Annotated in this window: 17 protein-coding genes; 7 read left to right on the top strand and 10 right to left on the bottom strand. The window is 32.8% G+C overall.

From position 1 onward, the window contains the following. Positions 1-3 precede the first annotated feature (3 nt). Positions 4-321, bottom strand: a complete 318-nt coding sequence (trxA, locus tag FHK87_RS06810; RefSeq protein WP_140591899.1) for a thioredoxin — start codon at positions 319-321, stop codon at positions 4-6. Between the two features lie 262 nt (positions 322-583). Between trxA and FHK87_RS06805 the strand changes: the two genes are divergently transcribed. Then, positions 584-946 (top strand): hypothetical protein, encoded by a 363-nt coding sequence (locus FHK87_RS06805; RefSeq protein ID WP_140591897.1) that lies wholly within the window; start codon positions 584-586, stop codon positions 944-946. Positions 947-950: 4 nt separating this feature from the next. Here the strand turns inward: FHK87_RS06805 and dnaE are convergent, their stop codons facing one another. From dnaE to FHK87_RS06790, 3 genes are all read right to left on the bottom strand, one after another. After that, positions 951-5,336, bottom strand: coding sequence for a DNA polymerase III subunit alpha (gene dnaE, locus FHK87_RS06800; RefSeq protein WP_140591895.1), 4,386 nt, complete (start codon positions 5,334-5,336; stop codon positions 951-953). A 233-nt stretch (positions 5,337-5,569) separates the two neighbouring features. Further along, positions 5,570-6,913, bottom strand: a complete 1,344-nt coding sequence (locus FHK87_RS06795; RefSeq protein WP_226294125.1) for a hypothetical protein — start codon at positions 6,911-6,913, stop codon at positions 5,570-5,572. A gap of 455 nt (positions 6,914-7,368) precedes the next feature. Further along, a complete protein-coding gene (locus FHK87_RS06790; protein ID WP_140591892.1) occupies positions 7,369-8,217 on the bottom strand; it encodes a DUF6252 family protein in 849 nt (282 codons plus the stop codon). 341 nt (positions 8,218-8,558) lie between these two features. Here FHK87_RS06790 and FHK87_RS06785 point away from each other — a divergent pair, with 341 nt between their 5' ends. The 3 genes from FHK87_RS06785 to FHK87_RS06775 are packed head-to-tail and all read left to right on the top strand — an operon-like array spanning position 8,559 to position 10,393. Then, positions 8,559-9,077, top strand: a complete 519-nt coding sequence (locus tag FHK87_RS06785; protein WP_140591890.1) for a 30S ribosomal protein S16 — start codon at positions 8,559-8,561, stop codon at positions 9,075-9,077. Between the two features lie 18 nt (positions 9,078-9,095). Continuing rightward, positions 9,096-9,620, top strand: coding sequence for a ribosome maturation factor RimM (gene rimM, locus FHK87_RS06780; protein ID WP_140591888.1), 525 nt, complete (start codon positions 9,096-9,098; stop codon positions 9,618-9,620). A 50-nt stretch (positions 9,621-9,670) separates the two neighbouring features. Beyond that, positions 9,671-10,393, top strand: a complete 723-nt coding sequence (locus FHK87_RS06775) for a tRNA1(Val) (adenine(37)-N6)-methyltransferase (protein WP_140591885.1) — start codon at positions 9,671-9,673, stop codon at positions 10,391-10,393. A 116-nt stretch (positions 10,394-10,509) separates the two neighbouring features. Here FHK87_RS06775 and FHK87_RS06770 read toward each other — a convergent pair whose 3' ends face one another. The 3 genes from FHK87_RS06770 to FHK87_RS06760 form a co-directional block, all read right to left on the bottom strand. Next, positions 10,510-10,821: a hypothetical protein gene (locus tag FHK87_RS06770; protein WP_140591883.1), complete on the bottom strand. Its 312-nt coding sequence runs from the start codon at positions 10,819-10,821 to the stop codon at positions 10,510-10,512. Positions 10,822-11,159: 338 nt separating this feature from the next. Beyond that, positions 11,160-11,465: a hypothetical protein gene (locus tag FHK87_RS06765; protein WP_140591880.1), complete on the bottom strand. Its 306-nt coding sequence runs from the start codon at positions 11,463-11,465 to the stop codon at positions 11,160-11,162. A gap of 400 nt (positions 11,466-11,865) precedes the next feature. Continuing rightward, positions 11,866-12,171: a hypothetical protein gene (locus FHK87_RS06760; protein WP_140591878.1), complete on the bottom strand. Its 306-nt coding sequence runs from the start codon at positions 12,169-12,171 to the stop codon at positions 11,866-11,868. Between the two features lie 606 nt (positions 12,172-12,777). On the opposite strand from FHK87_RS06760, the gene FHK87_RS06755 reads away from it, so the two are divergent. The 3 genes from FHK87_RS06755 (at position 12,778) to FHK87_RS06745 (ending at position 16,655) form a co-directional block, all read left to right on the top strand. Then, entirely contained in the window at positions 12,778-14,694 is a 1,917-nt protein-coding gene (locus FHK87_RS06755) for a T9SS type A sorting domain-containing protein (protein ID WP_226294124.1), read from the top strand. A 240-nt stretch (positions 14,695-14,934) separates the two neighbouring features. Beyond that, positions 14,935-15,222, top strand: a complete 288-nt coding sequence (locus tag FHK87_RS06750; RefSeq protein ID WP_140591874.1) for a hypothetical protein — start codon at positions 14,935-14,937, stop codon at positions 15,220-15,222. A 254-nt stretch (positions 15,223-15,476) separates the two neighbouring features. Beyond that, positions 15,477-16,655, top strand: coding sequence for an acyl-CoA dehydrogenase family protein (locus FHK87_RS06745; protein WP_140591871.1), 1,179 nt, complete (start codon positions 15,477-15,479; stop codon positions 16,653-16,655). 71 nt (positions 16,656-16,726) lie between these two features. On the opposite strand, the gene FHK87_RS06740 is transcribed toward FHK87_RS06745, so the two are convergent. The 3 genes from FHK87_RS06740 to FHK87_RS06730 all read right to left on the bottom strand — a co-directional run bounded on the left by FHK87_RS06740 (position 16,727) and on the right by FHK87_RS06730 (position 18,568). Further along, complete coding sequence (locus tag FHK87_RS06740) at positions 16,727-16,987, bottom strand: hypothetical protein (protein ID WP_140591869.1); 261 nt, start codon at positions 16,985-16,987, stop codon at positions 16,727-16,729. A 244-nt stretch (positions 16,988-17,231) separates the two neighbouring features. Beyond that, positions 17,232-17,981: a hypothetical protein gene (locus FHK87_RS06735; protein WP_140591867.1), complete on the bottom strand. Its 750-nt coding sequence runs from the start codon at positions 17,979-17,981 to the stop codon at positions 17,232-17,234. 5 nt (positions 17,982-17,986) lie between these two features. After that, positions 17,987-18,568 (bottom strand): RNA polymerase sigma factor, encoded by a 582-nt coding sequence (locus FHK87_RS06730; RefSeq protein ID WP_140591864.1) that lies wholly within the window; start codon positions 18,566-18,568, stop codon positions 17,987-17,989. Between the last annotated feature and the right edge of the window lie 90 nt (positions 18,569-18,658).

The raw sequence follows: 18,658 nt of genomic DNA, 5'->3' as shown, positions 1-18,658 counted from the left end.
CTTTTATAACAAAGAATCCAAAGCTTCAGCATATACATTTTTAGGAGAAACTCCTACTTGGCGACCTACTACTTCACCATTTTGAAAAACTAATACTGTAGGGATGTTTCTTACACCATATTTGGCAGCAAACTCTTGATTTGCATCAACATCTACTTTTCCAACAACAGCTTTGCCTTCATATTCATCGCTTATTTGTTCTATAATAGGACCTACCATTCTACAAGGACCACACCAAGCAGCCCAAAAATCTACTAATACAGGTTTGTCACTTTTAAGTACTACTTCATCAAAAGTAGCATCTGTTATTTCTAGTGCCATAATTATTTATAATTTTAAAAAATTCTTACTTATTTATCATTTCACAAAATTAGTCAATAATTCTGCGAAAGCTTACAACCATAATATTTGTTTTGATTATGAGGGCATCAGATTTTCTGATAATTGTATCAAAATTAACCAAGTACCTATTGTATAATCAATATGTATTTTGCAATAACAATAGTAAGGATAAAATTCTAGTTATAGAAGTAGTATATTAAAAATAAAATTAGCATTATATTTGTTTTATCATGTGTTGATAATGATGAAAGAAATTCAATTACCCTCTTATTATATTAAATTCAAAGCATCACATGCTATTTTGGTGATGAAAGAAGGTTCTACTGTTACGATGGAAATTTCAGAAGAAATTACATCTATGATGGAAGATTTTTATAAAGGAAAAAACTTTATACTGATTTCGCATAGAAGATTCCCTCATGATATTGATCTCAATGTTTATAAAGGAAGAATCTTAAAAAATATGATCGGTTACGCCATTGTTTCTGACAATCCCGAAGAGATGGAAAGAGCAATGGTAGAACAATCTCTTTGGAACGAGGCCTTTACTTTTTTTAAAACATTAGAAGAAGCAGAAAACTGGGCAAGTAGCTTCTTTGATTAGTTCTTTAGTTCAGTTTATAGTATATAGATTCGTTTTCTAATGCTGTTAATAGTTCTTGAGAGATATTTACTTTTTGTTTTCTACTGGGCATATGTAATTTTAATTGCTCTGCCATTTCATAAATTACAAAATTCAAGGTATGACTGCCACTATGATGACCTAGCAATTCTTTTAAACTAACAATTCTATCATCAGAAATATCATTGATATCTAACTGAATGGTCAGTTTTCTAGCGTAGCTTTCCATTACATCGTGCAATAACTGAAAACTATTGAATTGTATTCTTGGATCTCCTTTTTTGCCTGTATCTCTATTTACCCAACCTTCTTTAATAAAGGCTTTGGTATAGACAAATGTACTTTTTACAAGAAATGCGCGATGTTTGAGGTAGTCTTCTCCAAAAACTCTAAACTCGTGTGCTGTGTTGTAATCTTCCATAGTAAAAGTTGCCCATCCTTTACCATTTTTAGAAGTACGATGTTCTACATTGGTGATAACTCCACCAAAAGAGATCTCGCGATTGATATTACTTTCTAGGTCTGCAAAGTTCAATAATGTACCATTGCAAAAATATTTCATTTCATATTTAAAATCATCGAGTGGATGTCCTGAAAGATAGATGCCTACAACTTCTTTTTCTCGTGCTAATTTTTCCATTGTACCCCATTCTTCACAAGGTGGTACAACAGGTTCAGGAATTTGAACTTCACTGGCTTCTCCAAATAAACTTACCTGAGAGGAGTTTTCACTTTCTTGAAGTTTTGCTCCATACTTCACTGCTTTTTCTAGAAAAGTAATACCATCTCCTTCTTCATGAAAATACTGCCCTCTGTGGGTTTCTGAGAAAGAATCAAATCCTCCTGCCAATGCTAAGCTTTCAAAAGCTTTTTTGTTTGCTGCTCTTAGGTCTATGCGCTTGGCAAGATCAAAGATGGATCGATAAGGGCCATCTTCTTTTCTGTTTTCTACTATGGTTGCCACCGCTCCTGTACCTACACCTTTTATAGCGCCCATCCCAAAACGTACTGCTCCGTCTTTGTTTACCGAGAATTTATGATAAGATTCGTTTACATCTGGTCCAAGTACTTCTAATTTCATACGTTTACATTCTTCCATAAAAAATGTAACCTGTTTAATATCGTTCATGTTATTAGAAAGTACAGCAGCCATATATTCTGCAGGGTAATGCGCTTTTAAATAAGCTGTTTGGTAGGCGATCCACGCATAGCAGGTAGAGTGAGATTTGTTGAAAGCATATGCTGCAAAAGCTTCCCAATCTTTCCATATTTTTTCCAACTTATCTTCTGCATGTCCTTTGGCAGCAGCTTGCTCAATGAATTTTGGTTTCATCTTGTCAAGCACTGCTTTTTGCTTTTTACCCATTGCTTTTCGTAAAACATCTGCTTCACCTTTGGTAAAATCAGCTAGTTTCTGTGATAAAAGCATCACTTGCTCCTGATATACTGTGATCCCGTAGGTTTCTTGTAAATACTCTTCGCAAGCTTCCAAGTCGTAAATAATTTCTTCTTTTCCATGTTTTCTATTAATAAAACTAGGAATATATTCAAGAGGACCGGGTCTATATAAAGCGTTCATGGCTATAAGGTCTGCAAAAACAGTCGGTTTTAGTTCTTTCATGTATTTTTGCATCCCCGGTGATTCGTATTGGAATATCCCTACGGTTTCACCTCTTTGGAAAAGTGCGTAGGTTTCTTCATCGTCTAATGGAAAATTCTCGGGATCGAGTTCTACGCCATGTTTTGCTTTGACAATTTTTACGGTATCCTTAATTAAGGTTAGTGTTTTAAGACCTAAGAAATCCATTTTAAGCAATCCTGCACTTTCTACGACAGAGTTGTCAAACTGTGTGCAATACATGTCAGAGTCTTTTGCTAGTGCAACAGGGACAAATTTTGTAATATCGTCTGGAGTAATAATTACTCCACACGCATGTATTCCAGTATTTCTTACAGACCCTTCTAGTACTCTAGCCTGATTTAAGGTTTCTGCTTCGAGGTCTGAGCCTTCTGCTATATTAAGGAGTTCATTAACTTTTTCGAGCTCATCACTTCTGAATTTTTTCTTCAGTGTAGCTTCGTCAACACCAAAGATTTTACCAAGTTTTGACATATTAGGAATGAGCTTGGCGATACGGTCTGCGTCCCCAAGAGGCAAGTCTAGTACTCTAGCAGTATCTCTTATTGATGATTTGGCAGCCATTGTACCATATGTAATGATTTGTGCTACTTGATTTGCACCATATTTTTCGATTACATAGTCCATTACACGTCCTCGACCTTCGTCATCAAAATCGATATCGATATCGGGCATACTTACACGATCAGGATTCAAAAATCTCTCAAAAAGTAAATCATACTTAATAGGGTCTAGGTTGGTGATCCATAGACAATAAGCTACGGCAGATCCTGCTGCTGATCCACGTCCCGGACCTACAGAAACTCCCATTTCTCTGGCGGCACGGATGAAATCTTCTACAATCAAAAAATACCCCGGATATCCTGTTTTTTCTATTACTTTTAATTCAAAATCAAGTCTTTCGTCAATTTCGGGAGTAATTTCTTCATAGCGAATCTTAGCGCCTTCGTAGGTGATATGTCTTAAATATGCATTTTCTCCTCTTTTTCCACCATCATGTTTGTCTTCTTCGAATTGAAATTTTTCTGGAATATCAAATGCCGGCAATAATACATCTCGGGCCAGAATAAAAGGCTCTATTTTGTCTACAATTTCATTGATATTGATGATGGCTTCTGGAAGATCTTTAAATAAGTCTTTCATTTCTTCTGAAGACTTAAAGTAGTATTCCTGATTGGGTAGCCCATATCTATAGCCACGTCCTCTACCAATTGGAGTTGCTTGTTTTTCGCCGTCTTTTACACATAATAAAATATCATGAGCATTAGCATCTTCTTTCTCGCAATAATAGGTATTGTTAGAAGCGATCATTTTTACGTCATGTTTTTTGGCAAAATTGATCAACACTTGATTTACCCTATTTTCATCTTCTTGATTATGGCGCATGATTTCGATATACAGATCGTCTCCAAATTGTTCTTTCCACCATAATAAAGCTTCTTCGGCTTGTTTTTCTCCAATATTTAATACTTTACTAGGAACTTCACCATATAAGTTTCCTGTAAGTACAATAATATCTTCTTTATATTGACTTATGATTTCTTTGTCTATCCTTGGAACATAATAAAAACCATCTACAAATCCGATAGAAGACATTTTGGCAAGGTTGTGATATCCATTTTTGTTTTTGGCTATCATCACAATTTGATATCCATTATCCTTTCTTGATTTATCTGTATGATTTTCACAAACAAAAAACTCACATCCTACTATTGGTTTTATTTCTACACCTGATGGTTCTTCGCCATTTTCAATTGCTTCTTCATTTGCAGCTTTTACACTTTTATTATGATTGGTAACTGCTTGTACAAAATGAAAAGCTCCCATCATATTCGCATGATCTGTCATAGCTACTGCATTCATTTTATGTTTAGCGGCAACTTTTACCAAATCAGGGATACTTGTTGTGGATTGTAAAACCGAAAATTGTGTATGGTTGTGTAAATGGATAAAATTAGCCTGATCAAGAGCAGCAATATTTTCTTCTATCTCTTTTTGAGATAAATCTGATCCAATTTGTTTTTCTAGAGCCTCTCTTATTTTTTGAGAAGCTTGTTTGAGGTTAATATGTTGTAGTCCTATAAGTTGTATAGGGGCTGAATTAACTTCTTTAAATTGATCAAAATAGTTAGGAGAAACATCGAGTTCTTCTGCTGTAAAAACTTGCTTTCGGATCAGTTCTAAAAAACAACGTGTTGTAGCTTCAACATCTGCAGTTGCATTATGAGCTTCGTTAAAACCTACTTCAAAGAGATATTGATGAAGTTCAGTAAGTGTTGGGAGTTTAAACTTGCCTCCACGACCACCGGGAATTTGACAAAGTGCTGCTGTAGTTTCAGTACAGGTATCTAAAACAGGTAATTCTTGAAGGTTGTTTTCTATGTCAAGGCGATAAAATTCTGCGCCCATGATGTTTACATCAAAACCTACATTTTGACCTACGACAAACTTGGTTTTAGAAAGAGCTACATTAAATTTGTCTAGCACTTCCTGTAATGTGATACCATCTTGTTGAGCAAGTTCTGTAGAAATACCATGTATCTTTTCTGCATCATACGGGATATTAAAACCTTCTGGTTTTACAAGGTAATCCTGATGTTCAATGCAATTACCCATAGCATCATGTAATTGCCAGGCAATTTGGATACACCTTGGCCAATTATCTGTGTCGCTTATAGGCGCATCCCATCTTTTAGGAAGCCCTGTAGTTTCCGTATCAAAAATTAAGTACATAAAAAAGGTATTTCGAAAATAATAAAGCCTTACTTCAGACTTTCAAAAATACAGAAAATCATGGCTTCTGCTTATGAAAAGTTATTCAGAATTATTAACTATTTTGAGATCTTATAAATTGTGGATTATTGTTTTAGATTAAATTCTCAAAATACAATGGCCATTATGAAAATAACCTAGCTGCAATTACTTGCAACTAGGTTTATGACTATAGATCTGCTTATGGAATAAAATTATCTATTACGCGGAGAGCCAATTTGAGTGCCTATTACACTTTCGCTTGGCTGCGTAATAACCGGGCAGTTTATAATTGCTCCTGTAGCGGTTAGCAAATCAGACAATGAGTTTGCCAATGGACTTGGATTAGCATTACCTCTAAAAGGAATTAAAGTACCGTCTGCTAATAACTGGTTAATTTGGTCAAAACTTCTTAAGATTGGGCGTTCTGATTCTGGAATTGTAAATTCTGTAATGTGAGCGTCCCACATAGGTGCATATCTTTGGTCACTAGGATCAATAGGAAACGTATTTGTAGGATCTTGTACTTGTCTATCGCTTAAAGAAGCCGTATTGAGGCCCTGAACTCCAAAACCATCGGTATCTGTAGTTCTACCATTTGCAGTTGGACTAAAAGGCAACATAGAACCACCGGGAAATAACCCAAATGTTGGTAGGTTTGCTAGTCTTGGTGCAAACACTCCCAATTCTATTGTAGCTGGTCCCGGGTCAGAAGTATCTGTTACGATATGAAAATAATATGGTTGTCCGTCATGCCATCCATCTAATAGCTGCATCACAACAGATGCTTGATCAGGAGCAAAGTTTGGATTGTTTAGATCATCTTCTTGCTCAGGTCCGTTACCATCCGGATTAGGGATTCTGTCATGTAGACCGGTACTGTTGGCTACCATTTGTGCATTTATCACAACTCCACTAGGTAACACTACATAAGAAGACCACTCTGGACTTGCTATTGCACCAGGATTTACTTGTGCTGGAGGAAATCCAAATAATAATCCGTCTTCTGATGTTGGACCAGGTACTAAAGATCTTTTTGGTGAGAAATCTACAGACCCCTCAAATACAAGTCTTCCTCTGCGGTTAAAATACGCATTTTGTTCTCCACCTGAGCCTATTGCAGCTGCCATTCTTGGAGAAAAAATAACACCCAACTTTTTTGCCATTTTTTTGTCGGATGCTTCTGTAATCACATAATAACATCTACGAAGTCCATTTGGAGTAGTTTCTAAACCTCGAAACATTGGAAATCTTGCTGTAGGCCCAGCAGGAACTACTGATCTGTCTATTCTAAAATCGATTCCTAAAACACTAGGTAGAAAAACATTTTGTTCTGATGTAAATGATAGTGCAGGGTTACTTGCGTTAAAAGGGATTCCACCATCACGTTTTATACTGCTTAATAATAGTTTAGCTTCTTTTAGTGCTTTTAAGGATTTAAAAGATTTTGAATCATCTGTTGTTGATGCGCTTTCTGATAATTGATTGTCGTCATTACTACAAGAAGAAAACAATACGACAACAAATAAGCTTAAGAGTACGGTTTTAAAATTTTTCATTATTCTATTTTTTTAATTTGTGTATAAAAAACAATTGGCCAATTGTTTATAATATCGAAAATTCAATATTTAAGATTTGATCATTTGTTCAGACGACAGCAACATTTCTCGCTTACACAACGAATTTTATATAGAAAATAGATTTTATGATTTTTTTAATATTTAAAATTAATAATATATTGATTTTAAGTATTTTATATTTTTTGAAAAAATGTTAATGCTTTGTAGGATTATAGTTTTTTTTAATATTTACTTAACTTTTTTTAAGGTTTTGTTGAAAAATGGTAATTTTTTTTAATGTTTTATAGCTAACATTTTTTTTAATCAGATCTAATATTTTATAGGGAGTTAATAATGAATATATAAATTTGAAAAGCGCTCATATTATGAGCGCTTTTTTCAAATTTAAGTAGGGGTAATTTTAAGATTGGGGGATAATTTTAAAAAAATTGAAACTAGTATCCAAAGTCAAAACGGCCTTCAGATATTGTGGAGTCACTTCTGGTTTCGAATTCAAAAGTTCCACTAATACACTTTGTTTCTATATTATGCTCGGTTATAATTAATCTTCCTGTAAAAGCAGAGGACTTATCTTTTTCATAAGCATATGTTGCACTATAGTCACCTGATCCTGATAAGGCATATTCTCCTGGTTTTGCATCAGAAGGAAATACAATTGTAATCTCCTGAGTTTCGTTTGCTGCCGTAATCAAAATTGATACATTGTCTACACCAAATAAATTTGCACTATGATCATCTGTAATCATTTCTGAGCCATCAGCCATTGCAGTCAAAGATGCATTAAGTAAGCAAGGATTAATTTCCTGAACTTCCTCTTCTTCTATAGTTCCATTTTCAACAGGAAGTCTATAGAACCATCCACTTCTGAAATTGATCGCATTGCCATTTTCATCTTTGAGGTTATCAAAATAAAAGTTACCAGAAATCTCACCATCTATAATATCTGTAATAATAACTTGTCCATCAGACTCACCATCTTTAGAAATGTAAGTTTTCTCTTGTTTTTGATAATTTATTTTACTGATACTTTTTTTACTTTGTTTACTGGTTTTATATGTTCCCGTATTAAGAGAATTGGTTGTAAAACTAATAGTTTGTTCGCCATCACTACCAGAAATCACAAGGGTTCCGTCGTCGTAAAGAATTGCTTTTTTTACCGAGGATCTAAATAAATCATTTCCGATTTTTGCTTGTAATGCAGGGTCATTGATCTCAACGTCTGTTGTACAAGAGGTAAAAATTAAACAATATAATAATAAAGATAGAGTAATAGTTCTAATCATAGGCTTGGGGCTTTTATGGTTATGCTTTACGGACTAACCGTAATTTATTACTGATACAAACATACGGTGAAAATTCTTTGAAAACAATTTTTTTATCGAAAAAAAACATATTTTATCGATGAAATACACAAATAAGATTTTTTTAGATAAAATAAGTAGGTGTAGTATGTAATTTTGAACTTGTAAAAAACCTATGATTTAAATTACTGAGACTCTTTTAAATCTATGATTAATATTTAAAAGACAATAAACTTTACAAAATACTGACTTTTATTGAGTTAAAATAGTTATCTTTGCGCCCTTAATTATAAATAGGGTCGAGTACCCAAAAATTAATTCATATGCCTGTTAAAATTAGATTACAGAGACACGGTAAAAAAGGGAAGCCTTTTTACTGGATCGTAGCGGCAGACGCTAGATCAAAGAGAGATGGTAGATTTCTTGAAAAATTAGGAACCTATAATCCAAATGTAAACCCGGCAGCAATTGATGTAAACATTGATGGTGCTGTAAAATGGTTACAAAACGGTGCACAACCAACTGATACGGCAAGAGCAATATTATCTTATAAAGGTGTGATGTTAAAAAACCATTTGGCTGGGGGAGTACGTAAAGGAGCATTGACAGAAGAGCAAGCAGAAGAGAAATTCCAAGCTTGGTTATCTGAAAAAGAAGGTTCTGTAAATGCTAAAAAAGAAGCATTAGCAAAAGAAGATGCTGATGCTAAAGCTAAAATTTTAGAAGCTGAGAAAGAAGTAAATGCAAAACGTGAAGCAGAAGCAGTACAAGCCGAAGCTGAAGCTAATGCAGAAGCATCTGAAGGTGAAGCATCAAACGAAGCTGGCAACGAAGAAGAATAAATTGTTGCATTATTAACGATGAAGAAAGAAGAATGCTTCTATCTCGGTAAAATCGTAAGTAAATTCAGTTTTAAAGGCGAAGTATTGATTAAATTAGATACTGATGAGCCTGAAACGTATTCAAAGATGGAATCAGTATTTATTGATTATAACAATAATCTGGTTCCATTTTTTATTGAAAAAAGTGCTCTTCATAAAAGTGATTTACTTAGGGTTAAATTTGAAGATATAGACAGTGAAGAAGACGCTGATGACCTGATGAAGGCAGAAATATACCTTCCGCTTACATTACTGCCCAAACTTGAAGGAGACCAGTTTTATTATCATGAGATTATTGGTTTTCAAATTGTAGATAATATTTTTGGTGAAGTAGGTATAATAACTTCGATCAATGATACTACGGCACAAGCATTATTTGAAATTGACCGTAATGGGACTGAAATCCTTATTCCTATGAATGATGAATTTATAGATAAAGTTGATAGAGAAGCTAAAGTGATTTATGTGAATACTCCCGAAGGATTAATTGATCTCTATCTTTAAAAAACAAATACTGTTTTATCTAATCTGATGATTTTTTTTGGAAGAGAATTATGAATACCAAAACACCTCCTTTTGTATTTAAGCAATTTACAGTAAAGCAAGATCGATGTGCTATGAAAATCGGCACAGATGGAGTGCTTCTTGGTGCATGGGTTCCTTTAGATGAATCTATAACGTCAATATTGGATGTTGGAACCGGAACCGGTGTAATTGCTTTGATGGCTGCACAACGTTCTTCGGCAGCAGTAATAGATGCTTTAGAGATAGATGCTGATGCTTATGAACAAGCTGTAGAAAATTTTGAATCTTCTGATTGGGGAGACCGGTTATTTTGTTACCATGCTTCATTTCAAGAGTTTTTTGAAGAAATTGATGATCAATACGATATGTTGATTAGTAATCCTCCTTTTTATAAAGAAGATTACAAAACAAAAGATAATAAGAGGGATTTAGCTAGATTCGAAGATGCATTACCCTTTACGCATCTTTTTTATGGAGCATCAATATTATTATCCGACCAGGGACAATTTGCAATTATTGCACCATATACAGAAGAAAAGAATATAATCACTATAGCAGCAAAAGTATCTTTGTATCCTAAAAAAATCACCAGGGTGAAAGGTACTCCTTCTTCTGACATTAAGAGAAGTTTGTTTTTGTTTTCTAAAGATGAGCAAGAGTGTAGTGTTGATGAATTAATTATCGAGAATTCTAGACATGATTATACAGAAGAATACATAGAACTTACCAAGTCTTACTATTTAAAAATGTAAGATATTAAATAAAAAGAGAAGGCTATACACCTTCTCTTTTCAAAATTCAATCACTCTATGAAATTTTAATTTATAGTACTATAAATTAAAGTCTTTTTCTTTGTTTTAGTGTTGGATTATTTAGAAATCCAATTTCCATCTGCATCACAAAACACTTCCATAGTTTTTTCTCCCTGTTTTAAGATTAGCATAAACTCAGAAGCATCTTCTTTTGCACCTGCTTTTTCAATAGTTGATCCTGCATAATCTTTTGCAACAGCATCAATTATTTTTTGTGGCAAGTTTTCTATAGCTAATTCTACATATTTATCTTGAATTGGGGCAACAGCTTCAGTAGTATCATTACTAGCTAACTCTTGAGCTGAACTATTTTGAGTTCCTATTAATAATCCGAATGCTAAAGCTGGTAATACAAATAAATTTTTCATCTTTTTTTGAGTTTTAATATTTTATAATTCTTAATCTTATATTCTTATATAGAAGAATTATGCCATAGGATTTGGATTACTATATTTTTTATATAAAAACTTGATTAGCAGTTGTTTGTTTGTGTTTGGTTTAAATTGAGTAGCAAGAAATCTGTCTTTTTTATGTAGAAAACGTATTGCTACTGCGGAATTAATACACGGAATTAGAGTTAGAAAATAAAAGCTAGATTGTGTAATACAAAAAAAGGAAAGCTATTATAGCTTTCCTTTCCAAAATTCAATCACTCTACGAGATTTAACCTAATAATCGATCAGGTTAATTTTTATAGCCATTAGGCTTATCCTTTGATGTTTCCTTCTGCATCAAAAACTACCTCAGAAACTTTCTCACCTTGTTTTACAGTTAATTTGAACTCAGAAGCATCTTGAGTAGCTTCTGCTTTTTCTATAGTTGCATCAGGCATATTCGCAGCAACAGCATCTAAAACTGGTTTAGGTAAATTTTCTGGAGCAATTTCGATATACTCCTGTACAGTAGAGGTAACAGTTTCTGTATCATTGATTGCTACATCTTGTGCTGTACTGTTTTGAGTTCCTATTAATAATCCGAATGCTAAAGCTGGTAATACAAATAAATTTTTCATCTTTTTTGAGTTTTAAATATTTTATAATTCTTAATCTTATTTACTAGTATAGAATAATTGTGCCATATGATTAAAGTGTTTGTTTTTTTGTGATTAAATGCTTGATTTTCATTATCTTAGATTCTTTTTTGATTGTATCTTTGAATATAGACATGAAACATTTTATGTGGATAAATAGTAGAGAATGAGGAATTTATACACAATAATGTAATGGCTTTCTATGTCTTATTTAAAATATAATAAATTGAAAACCATTAATTTATATTGATGTGTGTAGACCAAGACGTAACAAAAAAAGGAAAGCTATTATGCTTTCCTTTCCAAAATTCAATCACTCTACGAAGTTTAACAAAGTATAAATAAGTATACTTGGCTAAATTTCTTTATCGTTTTTCAAAGTTTATCCTTTGAAGTTTCCTTCTGCATCAAAAACTACTTCAGAAACTTTGTCTCCTTGTCTAACAGTTATTTTGAATTCTGATGCATCTTCTGTAGCTTCTGCTTTTTCTACGGTTGCATCAGGCATATTCGCAGCAATAGCATCTAAAACTGGTTTTGGTAAATTTTCTGTTGCGATTTCAACATACTTTTCTTGCACAGGGGCTATGGTCTCTGTATCGTTGATTGCAACATCTTGTGCTGTACTGTTTTGAGTTCCTATTAATAGTCCGAATGCTAAAGCTGGTAATACAAATAAATTTTTCATCTTTTTTGAGTTTTAATATAATTCTTAATCTTATTTACTAGTATAGAATAATTATGCCATCGAATTAAAAAGAGTGATTAAAGAGTTTAAAGTGCTGTATTTTAGAAGTTTATGATTTTTTTTGATTCTGTATCAAAGTATAAATACAGTCTTTTTTATGTGGATAAAAAGTGAGAAATGAGGAATTTGTACACGTATTTATCTTCAGAAGAATAATTTGAAATCATAGTACAATTAAATTTTAGGGTATTTACTCGTACTTGTTCAAATTTCGCTTGTATGAGAATAGATGATATAGCTACTCCTTATATAAGAATACCTTTTTGCTTGTTTTGTTCATCAAGCTAAAAAGTGCTTTCATAAACTGTTATTGTACTTTCGGAAAGTCATCAAAAAAAATGATTTTTTGACAAGTAATGATTTGCAAGCTACTCCTACTTTTGATCCACTCTTTTGAAGTTAAAATTATATGAGATCAAATTTAGATTGCACTATTTTATCACATAATTCTTCCTTTGAAGAGAGGCTCTATTTGTCTATCTATTAATGTATTACATCAACTCAAACAAGTTTATTATTGAATTTGTGGATCTTAAAACTATTACAATGAAAAAACACAGACTTTTTTATTTTATGCTATTATTTGCTACTTACCTTGGGATGGCACAAGTAAGTAATGGAAATATAACACTTACTACACAAGCTGAAGTTGACGCGTTCAATTTTACAAAAATAAATGGGAAACTTGTTATTAAAGAGGCTTCTCCGGGGGCAATCACTAATATCGATAATTTGTCAATACTTACTTCTGTTTTTGATATTACTATCGAAAATAATACAGCTTTAACTAATATCAATGGACTTTCTAATATAACTGGTTTATCCAGTGATTTTGTTGAATTAAATTTAGTAATAAAAGACAATTCTTCTTTGGTTAATCTAGATGGATTGTCTAATCTAAAAGCAGAGGGACAAGATTTGCGAGTTATTAATAATTCTCAATTGCAAAATATTGATGGTTTATCTGGCATAACAACAAACGAAGAGTCTATCGGAACTTCAATAATTATAAAAGATAATCAATTACTACAAAATATAAATGGTCTTTCTGGTATTACAGTAGTTTCTCAAAATCTATGGATAGAGGGAAATCAAATACTAGAAAACTTAGATGGGTTGGCTAATATATTATACTATGCATTTACAGAAGTTGATAATTTAATATTACAAGACAATATTAATCTACAAGATGCTTGTGGGATTGTAGTAGCACTTAAATCTTATATAGAAGTTGCTGTTCCTACAGGATTAGAGCCTTTAATAGAAAATAACGGTTCCAAAGCAAGTTCAGTCGAAGATGTTTTCAAAAATTGTTGCGAGACATTAGACGGTAATCTTATAATTACTTCACAATCACAAATAGACAATTTTAATTTTTGCGAGATTACAGGTAATCTTACGATAAAAGAGGCTGTTGCAGGAGATATTACTGATCTTACGAATTTATCAATTTTAGAAACATTAGGAGGTAGTCTTACTATAGAAGGAAACTCAAATTTGACTCAAATTGTAGGATTTGAACAAGTTCCATCAATATTAGAAATAAATATAAAAAACAATCCAGAACTTTTAAGTGTTAGAGGATTTAATAGCCTAACAGCCCTTAATGGTTTTCTACTTTCTCAAAATCCAAAAGTAGAACGTATAGAGGGGCTTTCTAAGATAAATATATTAAAAGACTTTAAAATATTTAACGCTAACATTTCAGAACTTCCAAACTTAAATAGCTTAGAAAACATAAGAGGAGACTTGAACTTGAATAGAACTAAAATTACCAATATAGATGCGTTACAAAATCTAAAAAACATAGGTAATATCTTTTTATCAATAAATCCATTATTGGATAATATAAACGGTTTATCAGGCGCTACAATCAATAGTATAGTGATACGTATTTCATCAAATAATGCGCTCAGAAATATAAACGGGATAGCAGGTTTTAACCCTAATCCAAATACCTCTCCTGCAGATGTAGTTGTATCAAACAATGCATCTCTAGAAAATTTGGATGGATTGTCAAATCTGGCATTAATAAGAGGTAGGCTTATATTGATTAATAATCCTAATCTTCAAAACGCTTGTGGAGTTTTACCATTATTAACAACCCCCGGAGCTGTAAAAGGAGAGATTTCAATATCAAATAATAGTAGTAATACAAGTAGTGCTAATGATATTATTGCAGATTGCTCGAGTAAATCCTTACAAAACCTCACAGATATTTCGTCAGATGTAGCAACCAAAATTTATCCGATACCTTCTAATGGACAAGAGTTCTTTATCAAAAATGGACAAAAGAACACACCTTATCAAGTGATTTCTTTTTCGGGTATTGTAATAGCAGAAGGTATTATAGAGAGTGTAAATCAACAAGTGATATTGCCTAGGTCATTACAAAAAGGAATTTACTTTGTAAAGACCATCAAAGGTGACAAAACAAACAGCAATAAATTAGTTGTGAATTGATTAAAGGCTGATTTTTAGATAGAGAGAGGAGGCTGCCTGGAAGTATATTTTTAATATCTTGTTTTGAAAAATACGGGTATTTTAAATTCAATCATATTAAGACGAATAGTTAAAACTTTCGGGCAGTCTTATTTTTTAAAAATTAGATACAAGCTTAATTTTAAGACTTTTGAGAAAAAAAGAAATATTTTATATATTTCTGCAAGTAAAAATAACTTTAACAAATAAATTTAAGAAAAGATGAATTGTAAAAAACGTATTGTATCCTTTGTTTTTCTTTTGTTAGCTACATTTTCTATACATGCCAATGTATATTTAAGGTATTACAACAAAGATTCTAAAACACACAAGTTTGAAGTGAAAATTGCAGGATCTACAAAAACTGTTGAATTCGGAAGTAGCAGAACTTCTTCGGTAACGATACAAGGAGGAAGTGAAAAAGCCGAAATTAAAACAGATTGCGGATGGATTACATTGAGTGATGACGATAAGATTGAAATCAAAGACGGTTGTATAACCATAAAATAAAATGAATAGTGCTATGAAGATATAACTACTATTTATTTTTATAATGCTTTTAGAACTCGATAAACAAACAGAGTTTGTTGAGTTGCTCTAAAAAAATGCCCTAATTTTTTAATTAGGGCATTTTTTAATATTCAAATTCTTAGACAATTTTTAAAAGTTCTAAAAAAATTGCAAGCTCTTTTTTCATTAATTACATTTGTTAGTGGTATATAGCGGTATTTTTTACAAATATCATAATAAAACAAATTAATATTATGAAACCAGACCTTTTTGAAGCTCCAGATTATTATCAACTTGATGAATTACTTACAGATGAGCATAAATTAGTAAGAGATGCAGCCCGTAGTTGGGTAAAGAGAGAAGTGTCTCCTATTATTGAAGAATATGCACAACGAGCAGAGTTTCCGAATCAAATTATAAAAGGACTGGCAGAAATAGGGGCATTTGGTCCTTATATTCCTGAAGAGTATGGAGGAGCAGGTTTAGACCAGATAAGTTATGGTTTAATCATGCAAGAAATCGAAAGAGGAGATTCTGGTGTGCGTTCTACATCATCGGTACAATCTTCTTTGGTAATGTACCCGATATGGAAATATGGAACAGAAGAACAGCGTAAAAAATACTTACCCAAATTAGCTTCTGGAGAATTTATGGGGTGTTTTGGACTCACAGAACCCGACCATGGATCAAATCCGGGAGGAATGACAACTAATTTTAAAGATAAAGGAGATCATTATGTATTAAATGGAGCAAAACTTTGGATATCCAATGCTCCGTTTGCCGATATTGCCGTTGTATGGGCAAAAAATGAAGAAGGTCGAATCCATGGGCTTATAGTAGAGCGTGGCATGGAAGGATTTACTACTCCCGAGACACATAACAAATGGTCACTGAGAGCTTCTGCTACTGGAGAGCTCATTTTTGATAACGTAAAAATTCCTAAAGAAAATCTTTTACCGGGCAAAAGCGGACTAGGAGGACCCCTGGGGTGTCTTGATTCTGCCAGATACGGCATTGCATGGGGAGCTATTGGGGCAGCAATGGATTGCTATGATACTGCGTTACGATATGCAAAAGAACGAGTGCAGTTTGATAAACCTATTGCAGCTACACAATTACAGCAAAAGAAACTTGCAGAAATGATTACCGAAATCACAAAAGCGCAATTACTAGCTTGGCGTTTGGGAGTATTACGTAACGAAGGAAGAGCAACAAGTGCGCAAATCTCTATGGCAAAACGCAATAATGTAGAAATGGCGATAAAAATTGCCAGAGAAGCTAGACAAGTACTGGGTGGTATGGGAATTACAGGAGAGTATAGCATTATGCGTCATATGATGAACTTAGAAAGTGTTATCACATATGAGGGGACTCATGATATCCACTTATTGATTACCGGCTTTGATATTACCGGGCATTCTTCTTTCAAATAGAGGTTATAAAATAATTAAGCCAGATCAACTGATTGTCGATCTGGCATTGTTATAGTAGGATAATGATAAAGTTATCCAGCATGGGGGTGTAATGTGTCTGAGGTTGTATTATCTGTAAAAAAACCAAACTTAAAACCTACATCTTTTGCATAAATATAACTCTGCAAATTAATATCATATTCCAAAGGAGCATCGAGATCTTTCATTACATTAATAATACGATACAACTTTGTTTTAGAAATCCCGAGACGTAATGCTAATTCTAAAGGAGTTCCTGTGGCTTCCAAACGCGTGAGCTGATCAATGCGTTCCATTAACTTAATTTGTTTCATGATAACATTCATAATTATTTCTTTACTGAGAGACTGAATTACGTTAATACAAGTTTAATTTGGGGGTATATGTATTAATGTCCTATGTCACAGATATGTTACCAGAAATTATGTTAATTTTCGTAAAATTTTGTAAATGTTAAGATTTTAAGGAGAGAGGCATTTTAAGATCTATTGCACGTAACAGTATTAAAACCAAAAATCTTTTGTCTGGCCCGTTATTGTTAATATAGATCATAAAAAATTATTCAGAAAGTTCTTGTAATAAGCGCTCGGCTTTTCTTTTGTAAGAACCATTAAATTCAATAATATTTTTAAGAGTTTTGATAGATTGTTTTGGTTGATTTTTTTTGAGGTGTGCCAGAGATAAATACCATTGCGCTATTTCATAATATCTACTAGAGGGCGTAATAGAAGCAAATTGAGTAATAGCATCTTTGGGGTTTTCAGTTTGGAGATAACTGTTACCCAAATAAATTTTTAGTCTTTGATTAGATTCTTTTAAATTACTGTTTTCTAGCGAATCAATGACATTTTTATAGGCTCCAGAGGCATAGTCTTTCAAAATGTTTTTTAGCACATTGTCTTTATCTCCTCGGGTAACATCCTCTACCGGATAGCGAGAATAATATGCTGCGTACAAATCATTATTTTGATCTTGAATAGTATAGGTGTACCAGATTGCAGATCCAATACCAATAATCAATGCAATTGATGCTGCTATTTTCAAGAATCGAGATGTAGTTTTAGAGGTTGATGCTGCTGCCGCTTCTTCTTCTTCTCGAATTGATCTACTAATTTCGATAAGTTGCTGTTTGAATGCCATAGTATCTTCATCAGCAAAAACAGCATGTAATTCTCTGTGTTTTTCAACTTCAAGTTGAAGTTCCGGATTTTCATCCATTTCTTTTTCAAAAGCTTCTCGCTCTTCCAAAGGTAATGTACGAGCAAGATATGCTTCGATTTTGTCAAATAGTTGCTGGGTTCGTTTCATAAAGTTTAGTTCTTTTTGGCAGGCAACTTTAATTCTTGGTAGGCGGGGTCTTGTTCTATCATTTCTATTAAATGCTGTTTACAGCCAAATTTTTTTTTACGAGTATATCCTTCAGAATATCCTATGACTTTAGAAATCTCTCTCATGCTCTTTCCTTTAAACAGTAATGTTAATAATTGCTGACAAGTGGTACCAAGCTTTGAAAAATGTTTTCTGTATAAATATTCTTGTTCTTTATTTATAATCTCATCTACAATAGAGTTTTCTGTATGTTCTTTTTCATCGATAAGATCATCTGTAATAACCATTTTTTTATTTCTTCGTAAACGATTTCTCCATATATTTTTACAAACACCATAAAAATAAGTACGCAAAGAAGATTCTAAGTGGATAGAATCAGTCTTCATTTTTTGGTATATAAATACCATTGCATCCTGAAATACATCTTCAACATCTTCATGATTACCGGCATTCTTGAGAATATACTTTTTTATATACGGCATATTATCTCTATAAAATGCCTTTAGTATCTTTTCATCACCATTTAGGATCCCCTCTAGGATTTGTCGTTCTTCAGTCGTACTCATTTGTCTATGTATCAAAACGGCAAATTGTTACTGGGTTAGTGTGTTAAAAAAATGCTAAAAGAGTAACAATTTTGGTTTCTTTGCTATTAA

Origin of the sequence: Aquimarina algicola, from assembly GCF_006443095.1 — a bacterium.
Classification (GTDB): domain Bacteria; phylum Bacteroidota; class Bacteroidia; order Flavobacteriales; family Flavobacteriaceae; genus Aquimarina; species Aquimarina algicola.
Note: the sequence above shows the minus strand (reverse complement) of the source record. Positions and strands in the feature narration are given on the sequence as shown.